Consider the following 15,448-nt stretch of genomic DNA (forward strand, 5'->3'; position numbering starts at 1 on the left):
GCTTATATCCTGTTTAATCGACTGGCGCGCTGACGACGAGCTTCTTCTTCATCAATCATTCGCACCTGTTGTACTACAAACTCAATGTGTCCACAGACTGCTTTACGTGCAGCTTCTGGATCACGACGTTCAATTGCATTCATGACTTGAAAATGCTGATCATGCAATTGATCAAAACGGTGTGCTTCGCTATAGACTTTTCGGCGTCCCAAAGCGACGTTGAACTGCAACAAATCGAACAGACCACGCATCATCTGAATCAAGACCAAATTATGAGATGCTTCAGCAATCGCTAAATGAAATTTCGCATCTGCACGAGCTGCCTCGTCATCATTTCCCAAAGCCTGAAAATGGTTAATCTGATCATAATGATGTCTGATGTTCACCAGATCTTCTTGGGTTGCGCGTTGTGCTGCATACCAAGTTGTTCCACCTTCTAAAATAATGCGCGCCTCTTGCACATCAAATCGGTAGGCAGGATCTTCACTCATCAAATTACTAATCGGTTGTACGATTTGATAACTGGACCAAGTTGCTGGTAATTGTTTTAAAAAAGTCCCCGCCCCCACTTTGCTGACCAACATACCCATGCTGGTCAACTGCGAAATGGCCTCTCTTAAAGAAGAGCGAGAGACTTGAAGCTGTTCACACAGTTTTCTTTCAGCAGGCAGACGGTCTCCAACTTGCATATTGCTTTGTTCAATCAATACACGCAGGCTTTGTACAGCTTTATCGGAGACTTTCATCTGCTTTCCTTAACGTTGATACACAATTTGTGTTATGGAATCATCCATGGGAACACATAAGCTTGTAGGGTAATCATAATACCCATCATAATTGTGAACGTTATACTGTGTTTTAAGGTAAAACGGAATAAATCAGACTCTTTACCAACCAGTCCTACCGCCGCACACGCAATCGCAATCGATTGAGGTGAAATCATCTTACCGGTCACACCACCACTGGTATTGGCTGCCACCAGTAAAACTTCTGGCACACCAATTTGCTGAGCCGTAGTGGCTTGAAGTGCTGAAAACAGTGCATTGGCAGAAGTATCTGAACCTGTGAGGAATACCCCCAACCAACCCAAGAAAGGTGAGAAGAACGTAAATGCTGAACCGGTATGTGCAAGGGCCAAAGCCAAGGTCGAAGACATACCCGAATAGTTTGCGATAAAAGCAAAAGACAACACCATACCAATTGAATAAATGGGAACTTTCAACTCATTCAGGGTTTCACCAAAAGTTACCACAGCATCTTTCGGTTTCATCTTCAAATAGGCAATGGTGATCAATGCTGCAATAAAGATCGCAGTTCCTGTAGCCGAGATCCAGTCAAACTTGTAAATCGCGTCATAGTCTTTAATTTCAGCAACCACAGGCGGCATTTTTTGAATCATTTGATGCAAAAATGGTACTTTGATTGAAATCACGAGATCATGCAATGCACCGTCTTTGGCAAATAAATCCTTAAACGGTTTCACACTCCAGATCGTCACCATCACAGTTAAAATCGCGAATGGAGACCATGCTTTTGCAATTTGTCCTACAGTGTATTTTTGCTGTTTTTGTGCAGCCACATCTTCACTCATCGTTGCATCTTGATCTGCAAAACGGAAAATGTGCTTCGGCTGCCAGCATTTAAACAAAATTGTTAAAGAAACCAAGGATGCAATTGCAGCCGTAATATCGGGTAATTCTGGACCAACAAAGTTAGAAGTTAAGTATTGTGCAATTGCAAAGCTACTTGCGCCCACCACAACTGCTGGCCATGTTTCTTTAACACCACGCCAGCCATCCATGATTGCCATAATCCAGAACAACACGATTGGCACCATAAATGGTAGCTGACGGCCCACCATTTGGCTGATTTCCATCGTATCGACACCAGAGACTTGTCCAGCAACAATAATTGGAATACCCATCGCACCAAAAGCTACAGGTGCTGTGTTTACGATTAGACAGAGACCTGCTGCATATAAAGGTTTAAAGCCTAAACCGACTAATAGTGCTGCGGTAATCGCCACAGGAGCACCAAAGCCTGCCGCACCCTCTAAGAAGGTACCGAAAGCAAAACCCACCAACAGCATTTGTAAACGCTGGTCTTCAGTAATTGAGAGAATAGAAGAACGAATGATGTCGAACTGGCCTGTCTTCACTGAAATTTTATACAGGAATACAGCACCAATAATGATCCATGCAATCGGCCATAAACCGTAGAGGAAACCATAAGCCATCGATGCGAATGCCATCAGCACAGGCATCTTATAGGCAAATAAAGAGACAAGAAGTGCAAGTACAACAGTGATCGTACCTGCCACACTGCCTTTTAAACGAAATACCGCGAGCGCCAAAAAGAAGAAGATAATCGGAATCAGTGCAATTAGACTTGAAATCCAAATATTCCCCATCGGGTCATACATTTGCTGCCATTGAAGCATTGTCATCTCCTTGAAATGCTTACTAAGATTTAATTTTGAGCATATTATTGGCACTTTTGCCAATATTGGACAGACCAATATAAGCAACTGTAAAGAGAAACAAACCAATAATGACTTATACTTGGCTTATTTTGATTTAAAATGAAGTAAAACTTCAATTAAAAGTTAACATTGGTATGACCAATACAAACTACCTTTGTAAACTAGATCATATTTCAATCAAATTAATATCATTGTTTTTACTGGTATTTTTATGTAAATAATGCCAATTTTAGACTTTAGTCTAATAATATAAAAAATAATCACCCAACTTAAATCCAGCTTAATCCTCAAAAAATGGAAAAATCACACAATATTGGTAATACCAATTTAAAACCAAACCAACTTCCCCACTTTTCTGATTAATTTACAGCCTAAACATCTTCTAAAAAGACAAAAAGTGAACACACAATATAGAAACCGATTTTCTCCAGAAATTTTTCAACAGTATCGATATGCGCATGAGCTTTAATATTTTTAAAGCCCTATGATTTTTTAGAAAAACCATTTGGAAAAGTGCTACAATCGCGGACATATGTATTCTTTCAGGCCACCTATTCTCGGTGCCTATATTTATATCGTTAGGATTAACAATGACTGATAATGCAACTATCTTGCAGAATGTCCCAGTTGGCAAAAAAGTTGGTATTGCCTTCTCTGGTGGTCTAGATACTTCAGCTGCACTTTTGTGGATGAAACAAAAAGGCGCAGAACCTTATGCTTATACAGCAAACTTAGGTCAGCCTGATGAAGACGACTACGATGCGATTCCCAAAAAAGCGGAAGCGTATGGCGCAGTAAAAGCTCGCTTAGTTGACTGCCGTTTACAGCTTGCCCTTGAAGGTATTGCTGCGATTCAATGTGGTGCGTTCCACATTTCAACTGGTGGTGTACCGTATTTCAACACCACGCCATTGGGTCGTGCAGTAACAGGGACTATGCTTGTTACCGCAATGAAAGAAGATGATGTCAACATCTGGGGTGATGGTTCAACATATAAAGGAAACGATATTGAACGTTTCTACCGTTATGGTTTGTTGACCAACCCTGCACTTAAAATCTATAAACCTTGGTTAGACCAAACGTTTATTGATGAATTAGGTGGCCGTGCTGAAATGTCGCAATTCTTGATCGACAACGGCTTTGACTACAAAATGTCAAAAGAAAAAGCTTACTCAACTGACTCAAACATGTTGGGTGCGACCCACGAAGCAAAAGATCTTGAATACCTCAATGCAGGGATCAAAATTGTTGACCCAATCATGGGCGTTGCATTCTGGAAAGACGACGTAGAAGTTAAAGCTGAAGAAGTATCGATTACTTTTGAAGAAGGCTTCCCTGTTGCAATCAATGGTCAACGTATCGAAGACCCTGTTGAGTTCATCCTTGAAGCCAACCGTATCGGTGGTCGTCATGGTCTAGGTATGTCAGACCAAATCGAAAACCGTATTATTGAAGCAAAATCTCGCGGTATTTATGAAGCACCAGGTATGGCACTTCTACATATTGCTTATGAGCGCTTGGTGACAGGTATTCATAATGAAGACACGATTGAACAGTACCGCATCAACGGGCTACGTTTAGGTCGTTTACTTTACCAAGGTCGTTGGTTCGACTCTCAAGCATTAATGCTTCGTGAAACTGCACAACGTTGGGTTGCGAAAGCCATCACAGGTACTGTGACTTTAGAACTTCGTCGTGGTAATGACTACACCATCATGAACACTGAGTCTGAAAACCTCACTTATGAAGCTGAGCGTTTGACGATGGAGAAAGGTGATTCAATGTTTACGCCAATGGACCGTATTGGTCAGTTAACTATGCGTAACTTGGACATTACCGATACTCGTGCGAAACTTGGTATTTATACCAATACTGGTTTATTAGCTGTAGGTACTGGTTCTGCTGTTCCACAGTTAAAAGACAAAAACAAATAAGCTTGTTGAATGTCAAAAAAACCGCTCATAAGAGCGGTTTTTTTATTTTAGCGATTCATTCTATACACGTCGATGTGGTTAAAGGCTGATAATAAATCTGATTACGCCCCAATTGCTTGGCGCGGTATAAAGCCTGATCTGCGATCCCCAGCAACTCGACTTTGCTCAAATCCACCTCACCTTTAAAGACTGTAATCCCTAAACTAATAGTGACAAATGGAGACACTTCAGACATTTCATGCGGAATTTCCAAACGCTCAATCGCTCGGTAAATATTTGAAGCCACCGCATAAGCGCCATGTGCGTCGGTTTCTGGCAATAACACCACAAACTCTTCGCCGCCATAACGCGCCACAAAATCCATATGTCGAATCGCATTTTTAATAGATTTTGCAATCGATGAAATCACATCATCGCCCTTTTGGTGACCATAAAAGTCGTTATATTTTTTGAAAAAATCAACATCGATGAACAAAATGGATAAAGGTGTTTCATCCTGACGTGATTGCTCATAATAGGTATCCATCATTTCGTCAAAATTACGCCGATTTGAGATCTTTGTCAGCTCATCATTCTGACTCAAATGCAGCAATTCTGAAGTATGTATTCGATGTATTTTTTCACTAATTTTAGCACGGCGAATATTTAAAAAAATGATGCGCTCGCGAGCATAAATCATACGACTAATGATAAACCCCAGCAAACAGCTACCAAACATCACACGCCCCATCACGATCGCGTCAAACTTGACTAGAGTCGAAATCAGGACTAAAAATGAAACCCCAGCAGCTACTACGCCTGTGATAAAAACATATCCTGGCTTTACTCCAGTTAGCAAATACCCCAAGACATAAATCATGCAGATAATCATCATTGCTTGATGGCGCAAAGCTTCGGTATGTACCGACATGGTCAACCAAGTCGTCGAGATCACAGCCCAAAACACAGCAAACATGGCTGCATAGGCAAAAAAAGGCTTTAGTTTGGTAAAATGTGAAAAAACATAAAGGAATAAAAGACAAACAGCACCATTTAGCAGCCCCAATAAACAATGAATAAAATCTTGTTTAAAATGAGACTGCTCAATAATCCAATAATCCCCCGGAATCGTTAAAATGGCGAAAATAAAATAAGCCAAAACACCAGACCAAAGAAAGTCATTAATATTGCGACGCGCGCGCTCTAAGTTTAATCGCCAAAACTCTTGTTCTAATTTCTGAGGAAAAACCTGACCAATACGACGGTTGTGTCGTGTAATCAGCTCTTCCATTTTTTCTTTATCGTACTGAAGTTTGGCGAGGTTGTATTTATATTCCATACCAGACCAGATTTAATTCTTGTAGTTGCTTAAAAATAACACAAATTTACAAAGATAAATCATAATAATCAGACAAGATGCCTTTATTTGTCATTACCATTTTTGCCGTATATGCATTATCATCTGTTTTATTTCTTTGACAGAAATCGCCTTGAATACGATTACGATCCTCCAGCCAGATGACTGGCACGCTCACCTTCGTGATGGTCTTGCATTACAACGTACGGTTCCCGATTTAGCCCAACAGTTTTCACGCGCTATTTGTATGCCAAATACCGTACCGCCTGTTAAAACAGTTGAGGAAGCGAATGCGTACCGTGAACGCATCATGGCGCACGTACCAGAAGGCAATCCCTTCGACCCACGTATGGTGTTGTATTTTACTGACACAACTTCGCCTGAAGAAGTCAAAAAAATTAAAAACTCTGAGTTTGTAAATGCGATTAAACTCTACCCTGCTGGCGCGACCACCAACTCAGACAATGGTGTAAGCGACATTCGTAAAGTCTATGCCGTTATTGAGCAACTTGAAGAACATCAGGTTCCATTACTTCTGCATGGCGAAGTTACACACAATCATGTCGATATTTTCGACCGCGAAAAGCGCTTCTTAGATGAAGTTCTTTCTCCGCTGCTAAAGCAATTTCCAAAACTGAAGTTGGTTTTAGAACACATTACCACCAGTGAAGCAGCCAACTTTGTTTTAGAACAAGACCGCAATGTGGCTGCAACCATTACTCCGCAGCATTTACTGTTTAACCGTAATGATATGTTGGTTGGTGGTATTAAACCGCACTTCTATTGCTTACCCATTTTAAAACGTCAAACCCATCAGCAAACTTTGCTCGAAGTTGCGACCAGTGCCAACCCTAAGTTTTTCTTAGGCACAGACAGTGCACCACACTCTAAAAATGCCAAAGAAAATGCATGTGGATGTGCAGGCTGCTACAGCGCACCAACGGCAATTGAACTTTATGCTCAAGCATTCGATCAAGTGGGTAAGCTTGAACGCCTTGAAGGTTTTGCCAGCCACTTTGGTGCAGACTTCTACGGTCTACCGCGTAATACTTCAACAATTACACTCGTAAAAGAAGACCAAGTCATCCCTGAGAGTTTAGACTATTTGGATGGTGAACACATTATTCCGCTGTATGCGGGTAAAACCATTCAATGGAGAAAAGTGTGACAAATGAAACATTGCCAATAATTGGTCAGCGTTTCCGTGGTTTTCTACCTGTTGTTGTCGATGTCGAAACAGCAGGTTTTAATGCACAGACCGATGCCTTATTGGAAATTGCTGCAATTCCGATTATTTATAATGAAGAAGGTCAATTTGTACCGGGTCCTGCACATCATGCGCATATCAACCCCTTTGAAGGTGCAAATCTAGACCGTCGCTCATTGGACTTTATTGGTATTGACCCCTTTAATCCCATGCGCATGGCCATGGCTGAAGACGAAAAAACAGCATTAAAACGTATTTTTAAAGCCGTCAATGAAGTCCGTCGCCAACAGAACTGTACACATGCGGTCTTGGTCGGTCATAACGCCCACTTTGATTTAGGTTTTGTACAGGCAGCGATTGCCCGTACAGGGACTAAAAATCAAAACCCATTTCACAGTTTCTCTGTATTTGACACCGTCACCTTAAGTGCTGTGATGTTTGGACAAACCGTTCTTGCGAAGTCATGTATTCAAGCAGGGATTGAGTTCGATGGTAGAGAGGCCCACTCGGCTTTATACGACACTCAAAAGACCGCCGAACTGTTCTGTTATATTTTGAACAAACTCGCGCCACACCTACTTGACACTCTGGTGGCGGATCAATAAGATACCGCCATCCTCGCAACGTCCCTATCGTCTAGAGGCCTAGGACATCGCCCTTTCACGGCGGTAACCGGGGTTCGAATCCCCGTAGGGACGCCATCTTTTTCTAGAAAATAACACTTTTTATTTAATCGGTTCTGATAGACCACCGATATTTCATTTCAATTTTAACCATGCACTCGCTATACGATGCTTCGTGTTTTTCAAGGTTGATTGCTATGCTTAAGAAGTTTTTAATCTTTTTATTGATCCTATCGCCTTCTATTTTTTATCTATGGTTTGTCCAACAAGGGACCAATAACACCAAACAAGACCCTGTTGCACAAGAACTACATTCAAGTGCTGAAAACAGCTCTTCTTATCCAACACCCGACCACTAAAAAATTGACTTTAAACATTTGTTTTTTAAATTGATACCGATAGTTCATCAGAAAATTTCAATTCACGTGATTTTTCATCTTATTAAAAACTAGAATATAACTTTAAGCCCATTGTTTGATTTTCTATGCAATCTGCAACGCCGCCTTCGCAATCCTCAACTGATTCACCGCAAAATACCTCATTAAAACGTGCCATGAGCACACGCCACCTGATCATGTTATCGCTTGGTGGTGCCATTGGCACAGGCCTGTTCATGGGCTCAGGCGAAGTTATTTCTCAAGCAGGCCCTCTCGGTGCTGTACTGGCTTATATTATTGGCGGGTTGATCGCATATATGGTCATGCTTTGCCTTGGGGAGCTTGCAGTACATTTACCTGTTTCTGGTTCATTTGGAGCCTTTGCAACACTTTATATTGGCCCTGGCACAGGTTATATGGTGTCGTGGATGTATTGGCTCGGCTGGTCGGCAACACTCGGCACAGAATTTACCGCAGCAGCAATTTTGGTACAGGAATGGTTCCCACAAACGTCGATCTGGTTATGGACGTTAATCTTTGCCAGTGGTGTACTGATTTCAAACCTCAGTTCAACCCGAGCTTTTGCAGAGTCTGAGTTTTGGCTCTCCATGATTAAAGTCGCAACTGTACTTATTTTCATTCTATTAGGCTTTGCCTGTATTTTCGGTGTTATCCCTTTTCAGGGGTATGAGTCTGCACCCTTATTTAACAACTTAACCGCACAAGGCTGGCTACCGAATGGTCTTATTCCTTTGTTTACCACTTTATTAATTGTGAATTTCGCTTTTAATGGCACAGAAATGATTGGTATTGCCGCAGGTGAAACTGAAAACCCAGAAAAAAATGTGCCCAAAGCCATTCATGCCGCGGTTTAGCGCCTGATTATTTTCTTTGTTGGTACTATCATTGTCATCAGTTCGCTACTTAGCTATAGCAACACTGGTTTGCAAGTGGGTGGACATGGCGGCTTAAGCAGCAGTCCATTTGTGACTGTATTCACCCAAATGGGCATTCCCTATGCCGAAGACTTTATCCGTTTTGTAATTATCACGGCATTATTATCAACTGCGAACTCAGGCTTATATGCCGCATCTCGTATGATGTGGGCCCTGTCCTCACAAAACCAACTCCCCAAGCTTTTTGCTAAAGTAAGTAAATCTGGCGTGCCTTATATTGCTATTTGGGTCACCATGATTGGTGGCTTGCCGGGCTTGCTCTCAGAGCAGTTTGGTGCAGATGTCATTTTTAAGAACTTGATGGGTGTTGCAGCATTCACTATGGTGATTGTCTGGATGAGTATTTGCTGGAGTCAGTTTAACTTCCGTCGCCAATGGTTAAAGCAAGGGCGGGCTTTATCGGAGCTGAAATTCCGTACCCCTTGGTATCCGTTGGTTCCGATCCTAGGCTTTATCTGCTGTACAGCAACAGGCTTAAGTATGGCGGCTGACCCTGAAATGCTTTCAGGTTTTATTGGCTGCTTGCTCTTTATGGCGGCTTGCTATGCTAGTTACTATTGGCTCTATCATAATAAAAACTAAGTACCTTCAGCAAAGTGAGCTCAAGCTTATTTTTTGGGCTCACTTTTGCAACAATAAAAAATTCATTCAATTTAATTACTTGTTTTGCCTAATGTTTGAACTTTCAACCATCACAGAGCAAAAACCCTTTTGACAAATAGGCCTTTAGTCCTTAATATACGCATCACCTCGCAACGTCCCTATCGTCTAGAGGCCTAGGACATCGCCCTTTCACGGCGGTAACCGGGGTTCGAATCCCCGTAGGGACGCCATCTCTTGATCTTATCCGATCAACACTTATTCATAATTACTATTATTTCATTGCAGATTTGCAGTTTTTCACTACAATAGCCCGCTTCATTCCTGAACTTATTAACGCTTATGCACTCATCTCCGAATGATGCTTCGCATCAGGGCAATTCTGCGCCTTTAAAACGCGCTATGAGTACTCGACATCTGGTTATGATTTCGCTTGGTGGCGCAATCGGGACTGGCCTATTTTTAGGATCGGGTGAAGTCATTGCACAAACGGGGCCTGTAGGTGCCATTATTTCTTATTTCCTCGGCGGGATCATTGCATATATGGTCATGCTGTGTTTAGGGGAACTTGCTGTTCATATGCCTGAGTCTGGCTCATTTGGTGCTTATGCCAAACGCTACATCGGACCAGGTACAGGTTATACCATCACATGGCTGTACTGGCTAACGTGGTCCGTCACGCTAGGCACCGAGTTTACAGCTGCCGCTCTGCTCATGCAGGAGTGGTTTCCAGATAGTTCAATGTGGATGTGGACTCTAATTTTTGGTGCTTTTGTATTTAGTTTAAATATGATTTCGACCAAATGGTTCGCAGAATCTGAGTTTTGGTTAGCTTTAGTCAAAGTTATCACCGTTGTTATTTTTATTTTACTGGGCCTACTCGCTATTTTTGGCGTGATTGGCTACAGAGGCTATGAAGCTGCACCTTTATTTAGCAACTTAACGGCTCAGGGTTGGTTCCCAGAAGGCTTGTTCCCTATCTTTACCACCATGTTGATCGTGAACTTTGCATTTTCTGGTACAGAGCTAATTGGTGTTGCTGCGGGTGAAACCAAAGATCCTGCTAAGAATGTACCCAAAGCCATCAATACTGCGATTTTCCGCTTATTGATTTTCTTTGTGGGTACCATCTTGGTCGTGACTTCACTCCTCCCGCATCAAGAAGCAGGTTTAGCAGCTGAAGGCGTGAGTAGCAGTCCATTTGTAACCGTATTCCAGCACATTGGCATTCCTTATGCTGAAGATATCATTCGTTTTGTGATTATCACTGCGTTGCTATCTGCTGCAAACTCAGGACTATTTGCCGCTTCGCGTATGATGTGGTCGCTATCTTACCAAAAGCAATTACCAGCAGTATTCTCAAAAATCAATGCACGTGGTGTCCCTTATGTGGCAGTTATCGTGACCATGATTGGCGGTATGCCGGGTTTACTGTCTGAACAGTTTGCACCTGAAGCCATTTTTACAAACCTTTTAGGTATTGCAGCGTTTACCATGGTCGTCGTTTGGATGAGTATTTGCTTAAGCCAATTTAACTTCCGTCGCCAATGGTATAAACAAGGACGTAAAAAAGAAGAATTAGGTTTTGCAGCGCCGCTGTTTCCTATTGTGCCAATCCTTGGCTTTATCTTCTGCTTTATCACCTGCGTCAGTATGGTGTTTGATCCAAGTATGCGTATTAGCTTCTTTGGTTGTTTATTGTTTATTGCAGCATGTTATGCCAGTTATTACACCTTTTATCACAAGAAATCTTAATCCGTATTGTTAAAAAGAGCGACTTCGGTCGCTCTTTTTTTTATACTGTTTTTATCGAGTACATCATCGGTGCATGCCTGATGAATATTGTATGGATTCATGGGATGAATCAGCAGCATAAGACTGCGCGTACCCTGCTTCAACATTGGCTTATGATCTTACAACAGGTACTGAGTGAACTTGGCCGTGCAGATGACCTTCCTTATCTTCAGCGGCACAGTCGGCTGGCCTTTTACGGAGATCTCCTAACACGTCAGCATTTAGAAAATACCCTCAACGCCAGCACCCTCATGCCACAACATTGGTCTCCTTTTTCCTTTTTACATCCTATTCACCTAACGCACACCGCCGCACCCAATATCGAACATCAAGCTGAAATTTCTAAAAACCCTCAGCTCACAATTTCAGATGAACTCTCATTCAATAATAAAATTAAATACATCAGCCTCCTCGGCAAAGATCTGGCCTTACGTGATTTAGCCAGTTTAATCAATCACTTTCCGGAGTTGCATAGCAGCTTTATTCATCGTTTTTTGATGGAAGCGTATCTATATTTATCCAATCCACACTTCATCCACACCGTGCATACACGTCTGCATGAGCACTTACACGGTACGAAACCCAATATTGTGATTGCCCACTCTCTAGGCAGCGTGATTGCCTATAATTATTTAATTCAACACCCTGAACTTAAGATTCAAACACTGATTACCCTCGGTTCACCACTGGCCTTTCGCGTTATTCAGTGTCATTTGCAGCAACCTATTCAACGGCCCGCTGCTTTATATGGCGATTGGATCAATTTTTATTCAGATGCTGATTTTCTGAGTGCTTTTCCACTGAACCAAAAACCGTTTGCTTTTACTCCCGCCATTATCAACAAGCAAATCACTACTGATCTTGCTCATCCTCATCTGATCGAAGGCTATTTACGCCACCCCGAGTTCATCAACAACGTGCTTCAATTGCTTAAAAAATCGGCTTAAATCATATGATTTTTAATCATTTTATCTAGATTGTTTTAAATTTATGCACTCAACACGGAAAACTGGAATTATTTAGAGAAAAGCGTTTGACACCCCTCTATTTTCGCCCTAATATACGCCCACCTCTGAAACGTCCCTATCGTCTAGAGGCCTAGGACATCGCCCTTTCACGGCGGTAACCGGGGTTCGAATCCCCGTAGGGACGCCAATTTCAGAAGTAAAGTTTTATTAAGTCCCTATCGTCTAGAGGCCTAGGACATCGCCCTTTCACGGCGGTAACCGGGGTTCGAATCCCCGTAGGGACGCCATTACTTAAGATCAAAAGTAATTGGTTTTAAAACATCACTTCTGTACTGTCCCTATCGTCTAGAGGCCTAGGACATCGCCCTTTCACGGCGGTAACCGGGGTTCGAATCCCCGTAGGGACGCCATATTCGAGATTGATTCTTTCTAAAGTCATCTCACAAAAAAGCCCAAGCATTATGACTTGGGCTTTTTTATTGCTTGTCTATTTACGATCAACTTCAATTAAAGCGGTCGAGGCAAAAATAGCCTGTGGCGCAATCACAGTTTCATTCAAGGGAATGTTTTTCCCATATCGCTGTTGCATGAGTTGCTTGACTTCAGGCGAACTTAAATTAAATTGCTTCAGTTTGGATAACGGCGCCAACTCAATGCCTAAAGCATCATGATAGGCCTTCCAGACTATTTCTGAGCAATATAAAGCACGATTGTCCCACTCAAAATAAAGATCATAAGGCTGGCCTAAGTATTGTTCTGCATTCTTGATCAGTTGCTGCTTTTGCTGAACAGTCAAATTCGTTTTAAAGCGCTTCACCACATAATGCCGTTCAACCCCGCGATCAATCCACTGCTGAAGTACCGTATATTTCACAGGCTGAACTGCCTCTAAAACCCATGCTTTTCCATTTTTATGAACAATTAAACCCATATGGCTATAACGAGACTTGGTCGCTTTTTGTATCCCTAAACTTTGTTGAGATTTCGAGACGTGAAAAATAATATCGCCTGTTTGATAGGACATATTCGCCCATAGCTGTTGAGGACTTACCAAAACTAAAACAGCACTTAAAATCGCAACATTTCTATTTTTCATCCTAGATTTCCTTTATTCTTCTTTTTATAGATACGATCAATCACTTAAAACTAAAAATATTTATGATCTTACATCATCTTCAAAACTCGCGCTCACAACGTATTCTTTGGCTACTTGAGGAACTTGAGCTATCTTATGAACTCCAGCTGTATGATGCAACACAAGCTAAACAAACAAATCTGAAATTTCCAACGCTCGACATTTCACATAATACTCAGACGATACGACTTACGGAAAGCAGTGCAATCGTAGAATACCTATGCCAACTGTGCCAGAAGTTGATTATTCCCCATGAACATACACAGTATTGGAACTTCTGCTTTTATAGCCATTATAGCCATGCCCAATTTGGCATTGAAACAAGTTTTCCAACACATTAAACAACAAACACCTTTTGTTGTACGTTTTGTGAGTTTGGCCTTTCAAGGCGCCTTCAATCACGCTTATTTAAACCCTGAACTCCATCGACAACTGAAAGAAATTGATACTCACTTAAGCACGCATGTATACGTTGCAGGCGATGTGTTTAGTTATGTAGATATCTTGATGTGGTTTCCACTCTATGCGGCCAGTTATGCCACACCACAGTTTGCTCAGTATCAGTCCATTCAATACTATTTCGCCCAAATACAAAGCAGACCTGCCTTCAATGCTGCAATGGCACGTGGGCAATGGTCTGCTTCCTATTTTGAACAATATTGGTCTATCACGCAGTAATGCTATGCTTAAGCTGACTTTCTAGAGTTGACTTGCCCTTTAATCACCGCCTTTACATTGCCTTTTAAATAATTAAAAAACACTTTGAGCGGTGACAGTTTCGGATTTGGTTTTTTACCTTCTGCGATATCATTAAATTGCGCGGCATACCAGATCACTTCCATAATCGCCATTTTATCGATCATTGAAATGCCTGTTTTGATCTTATCGACTGCATAACGTACATCTTGCCCTGCAATTAAACGATTGGTCACGTCGGGTTCTACCGCAAATGGACGCGCCATCCCAATAAAGTCACACGCGCCACTTTCTAAGGCTGCGTTCATACCCGCAGCAGTACGAAAACCGCCTGTCACCATCAACTTACACTGGACTTGTTCACGAATTTTTTCAGCAAACTCTAAGAAGTAAGCCTCACGTGCAATGGTCGACGCTTTACGTTTTTCTTGCTTCACCCCAGCCATGGCAGGTGCTTCATAGCTACCACCTGAAATTTCAATCAAATCAATCCCAGCCGCATCAATAGCTTTAAATGTCGCAATGACATCTTCTTCCGAGATTCCACCACGCTGAAAATCTGCTGAATTAAGTTTGACCGAAATAACAAACTGCTCTGAAGTCGCTGCACGTACTGCTTTATAAATTTCCAATAAAAAACGCATGCGGTTTTCAGCAGAGCCCCCCCATTGATCTTGGCGTTTATTGGTCAACGGCGATAAAAACTGACTGATGAGATAACCATGTGCACCATGTAATTGCACGCCTTCAAAGCCTGCTTTCTCACAAATGGCAGCTGAAGTTGCAAAGCGCTGGATAATATCAAGGATTTCATCTTCACGAAGCGCTCGCGGCGTTCCAAAACTCATTGATAAAGCGGGACTAAACGGTACTGCTGAAGGTGCAACCGTTTCCTTATTTAAACCCTTAGGACACTGACGGCCCGGATGTGACAACTGCACCAATTGCACCATGTCATATTTTTTACCAATCGCAGCCCATTGTTTTAGTGGCTCTAAGTCACGTTCAGTTTCAATCACCACCACGCCTGGTTCATTTTTAGCTCGAAAGTCCACCATCACATTGCCTGTAATAGCACAGCCTAGGCCTCCTTTTGCCCAAGCCTCATACAAGCCTAAGTGCAAATGATTCGGCTGGCCAGCATTATTGGCGAGTGCTTCACTCATCGCCCCTTTAATCATCTTATTTTTAAAATGGACCTGCCCAATGGCGATTGCGCTTGCAAGCTGGCTCATGAAAATTCATCCTTTAATATTTTTTAGTGTTTTTACTCTATGTGTTTTTTGGCGACAGTCAAGAAAATTTGACAATTCATTTTGTCAAATTTTCTAAGTTTTTAT

General features: G+C 42.0%; 13 protein-coding genes, 5 tRNA genes and 1 pseudogene. 14 read left to right on the plus strand and 5 right to left on the minus strand.

The window, feature by feature from the left end; all coding sequences use genetic code 11:
- Positions 1-2 precede the first annotated feature (2 nt).
- Positions 3-746, minus strand: coding sequence for a transcriptional regulator LldR (gene lldR / locus AC0KVP_RS10930; RefSeq protein ID WP_004694009.1), 744 nt, complete (start codon positions 744-746; stop codon positions 3-5).
- A 32-nt stretch (positions 747-778) separates the two neighbouring features.
- Positions 779-2,446 (minus strand): L-lactate permease, encoded by a 1,668-nt coding sequence (gene lldP / locus AC0KVP_RS10935; protein ID WP_473336634.1) that lies wholly within the window; start codon positions 2,444-2,446, stop codon positions 779-781.
- Positions 2,447-3,072: 626 nt separating this feature from the next.
- Between lldP and argG the strand changes: the two genes are divergently transcribed.
- Positions 3,073-4,416 (plus strand): argininosuccinate synthase, encoded by a 1,344-nt coding sequence (argG, locus tag AC0KVP_RS10940; protein ID WP_004694013.1) that lies wholly within the window; start codon positions 3,073-3,075, stop codon positions 4,414-4,416.
- A 55-nt stretch (positions 4,417-4,471) separates the two neighbouring features.
- Here the strand turns inward: argG and AC0KVP_RS10945 are convergent, their stop codons facing one another.
- Positions 4,472-5,734, minus strand: a complete 1,263-nt coding sequence (locus tag AC0KVP_RS10945) for a GGDEF domain-containing protein (RefSeq protein WP_473336636.1) — start codon at positions 5,732-5,734, stop codon at positions 4,472-4,474.
- Positions 5,735-5,885: 151 nt separating this feature from the next.
- On the opposite strand from AC0KVP_RS10945, the gene pyrC reads away from it, so the two are divergent.
- From pyrC to AC0KVP_RS11000, 11 genes and pseudogenes are all read left to right on the plus strand, one after another.
- Positions 5,886-6,920 carry a dihydroorotase gene (gene pyrC, locus AC0KVP_RS10950; RefSeq protein WP_224466791.1) on the plus strand — a complete coding sequence of 345 codons (1,035 nt, stop codon included), beginning with the start codon at positions 5,886-5,888 and terminating at the stop codon, positions 6,918-6,920.
- A complete protein-coding gene (rnt, locus tag AC0KVP_RS10955; protein WP_005399764.1) occupies positions 6,905-7,564 on the plus strand; it encodes a ribonuclease T in 660 nt (219 codons plus the stop codon). Before pyrC ends, rnt begins: the two co-directional genes overlap by 16 nt.
- Positions 7,565-7,584: 20 nt before the next feature.
- Positions 7,585-7,660: transfer RNA gene (locus tag AC0KVP_RS10960), tRNA-Glu, on the plus strand.
- A gap of 119 nt (positions 7,661-7,779) precedes the next feature.
- Positions 7,780-7,941, plus strand: a complete 162-nt coding sequence (locus tag AC0KVP_RS10965) for a hypothetical protein (protein ID WP_162841305.1) — start codon at positions 7,780-7,782, stop codon at positions 7,939-7,941.
- 125 nt (positions 7,942-8,066) lie between these two features.
- Positions 8,067-9,497, plus strand: a pseudogene (locus AC0KVP_RS10970) (amino acid permease).
- 175 nt (positions 9,498-9,672) lie between these two features.
- Positions 9,673-9,748: transfer RNA gene (locus tag AC0KVP_RS10975), tRNA-Glu, on the plus strand.
- 109 nt (positions 9,749-9,857) lie between these two features.
- Entirely contained in the window at positions 9,858-11,270 is a 1,413-nt protein-coding gene (locus AC0KVP_RS10980) for an amino acid permease (RefSeq protein WP_473336639.1), read from the plus strand.
- Positions 11,271-11,350: 80 nt separating this feature from the next.
- Positions 11,351-12,256 (plus strand): alpha/beta fold hydrolase, encoded by a 906-nt coding sequence (locus tag AC0KVP_RS10985; RefSeq protein ID WP_224466795.1) that lies wholly within the window; start codon positions 11,351-11,353, stop codon positions 12,254-12,256.
- A gap of 132 nt (positions 12,257-12,388) precedes the next feature.
- A tRNA-Glu gene (locus AC0KVP_RS10990) sits at positions 12,389-12,464 on the plus strand.
- Positions 12,465-12,488: 24 nt separating this feature from the next.
- Positions 12,489-12,564 (plus strand) — tRNA-Glu (locus AC0KVP_RS10995).
- A gap of 47 nt (positions 12,565-12,611) precedes the next feature.
- Positions 12,612-12,687: transfer RNA gene (locus tag AC0KVP_RS11000), tRNA-Glu, on the plus strand.
- A gap of 77 nt (positions 12,688-12,764) precedes the next feature.
- On the opposite strand, the gene AC0KVP_RS11005 is transcribed toward AC0KVP_RS11000, so the two are convergent.
- Positions 12,765-13,373 (minus strand): YiiX family permuted papain-like enzyme, encoded by a 609-nt coding sequence (locus AC0KVP_RS11005; protein WP_224466797.1) that lies wholly within the window; start codon positions 13,371-13,373, stop codon positions 12,765-12,767.
- 62 nt (positions 13,374-13,435) lie between these two features.
- Between AC0KVP_RS11005 and AC0KVP_RS11010 the strand changes: the two genes are divergently transcribed.
- Together AC0KVP_RS11010 and AC0KVP_RS11015 are read left to right on the plus strand one after the other, a co-directional pair.
- Positions 13,436-13,753 (plus strand): glutathione S-transferase N-terminal domain-containing protein, encoded by a 318-nt coding sequence (locus AC0KVP_RS11010; protein WP_473336642.1) that lies wholly within the window; start codon positions 13,436-13,438, stop codon positions 13,751-13,753.
- Positions 13,713-14,090 (plus strand): glutathione binding-like protein, encoded by a 378-nt coding sequence (locus AC0KVP_RS11015; RefSeq protein WP_473336644.1) that lies wholly within the window; start codon positions 13,713-13,715, stop codon positions 14,088-14,090. The genes AC0KVP_RS11010 and AC0KVP_RS11015 overlap by 41 nt, the downstream gene beginning before the upstream one ends.
- 8 nt (positions 14,091-14,098) lie before the next feature.
- On the opposite strand, the gene AC0KVP_RS11020 is transcribed toward AC0KVP_RS11015, so the two are convergent.
- Positions 14,099-15,343 (minus strand): NADH:flavin oxidoreductase/NADH oxidase family protein, encoded by a 1,245-nt coding sequence (locus AC0KVP_RS11020; RefSeq protein ID WP_473336646.1) that lies wholly within the window; start codon positions 15,341-15,343, stop codon positions 14,099-14,101.
- Positions 15,344-15,448 lie beyond the last annotated feature (105 nt).

The organism is Acinetobacter sp. DL27 (assembly GCF_055810995.1).

Coding starts and splice junctions, on each gene's coding strand:
- lldR (WP_004694009.1), bottom strand. CDS start 746: ATGAAAGTCTCCGATAAAGCTGTACAAAGCCTGCGTGTATTGATTGAA.
- lldP (WP_473336634.1), bottom strand. CDS start 2,446: ATGACAATGCTTCAATGGCAGCAAATGTATGACCCGATGGGGAATATT.
- argG (WP_004694013.1), top strand. CDS start 3,073: ATGACTGATAATGCAACTATCTTGCAGAATGTCCCAGTTGGCAAAAAA.
- AC0KVP_RS10945 (WP_473336636.1), bottom strand. CDS start 5,734: ATGGAATATAAATACAACCTCGCCAAACTTCAGTACGATAAAGAAAAA.
- rnt (WP_005399764.1), top strand. CDS start 6,905: ATGGAGAAAAGTGTGACAAATGAAACATTGCCAATAATTGGTCAGCGT.
- AC0KVP_RS10965 (WP_162841305.1), top strand. CDS start 7,780: ATGCTTAAGAAGTTTTTAATCTTTTTATTGATCCTATCGCCTTCTATT.
- AC0KVP_RS10980 (WP_473336639.1), top strand. CDS start 9,858: ATGCACTCATCTCCGAATGATGCTTCGCATCAGGGCAATTCTGCGCCT.
- AC0KVP_RS10985 (WP_224466795.1), top strand. CDS start 11,351: ATGAATATTGTATGGATTCATGGGATGAATCAGCAGCATAAGACTGCG.
- AC0KVP_RS11005 (WP_224466797.1), bottom strand. CDS start 13,373: ATGAAAAATAGAAATGTTGCGATTTTAAGTGCTGTTTTAGTTTTGGTA.
- AC0KVP_RS11010 (WP_473336642.1), top strand. CDS start 13,436: ATGATCTTACATCATCTTCAAAACTCGCGCTCACAACGTATTCTTTGG.
- AC0KVP_RS11015 (WP_473336644.1), top strand. CDS start 13,713: ATGCCCAATTTGGCATTGAAACAAGTTTTCCAACACATTAAACAACAA.
- AC0KVP_RS11020 (WP_473336646.1), bottom strand. CDS start 15,343: ATGAGCCAGCTTGCAAGCGCAATCGCCATTGGGCAGGTCCATTTTAAA.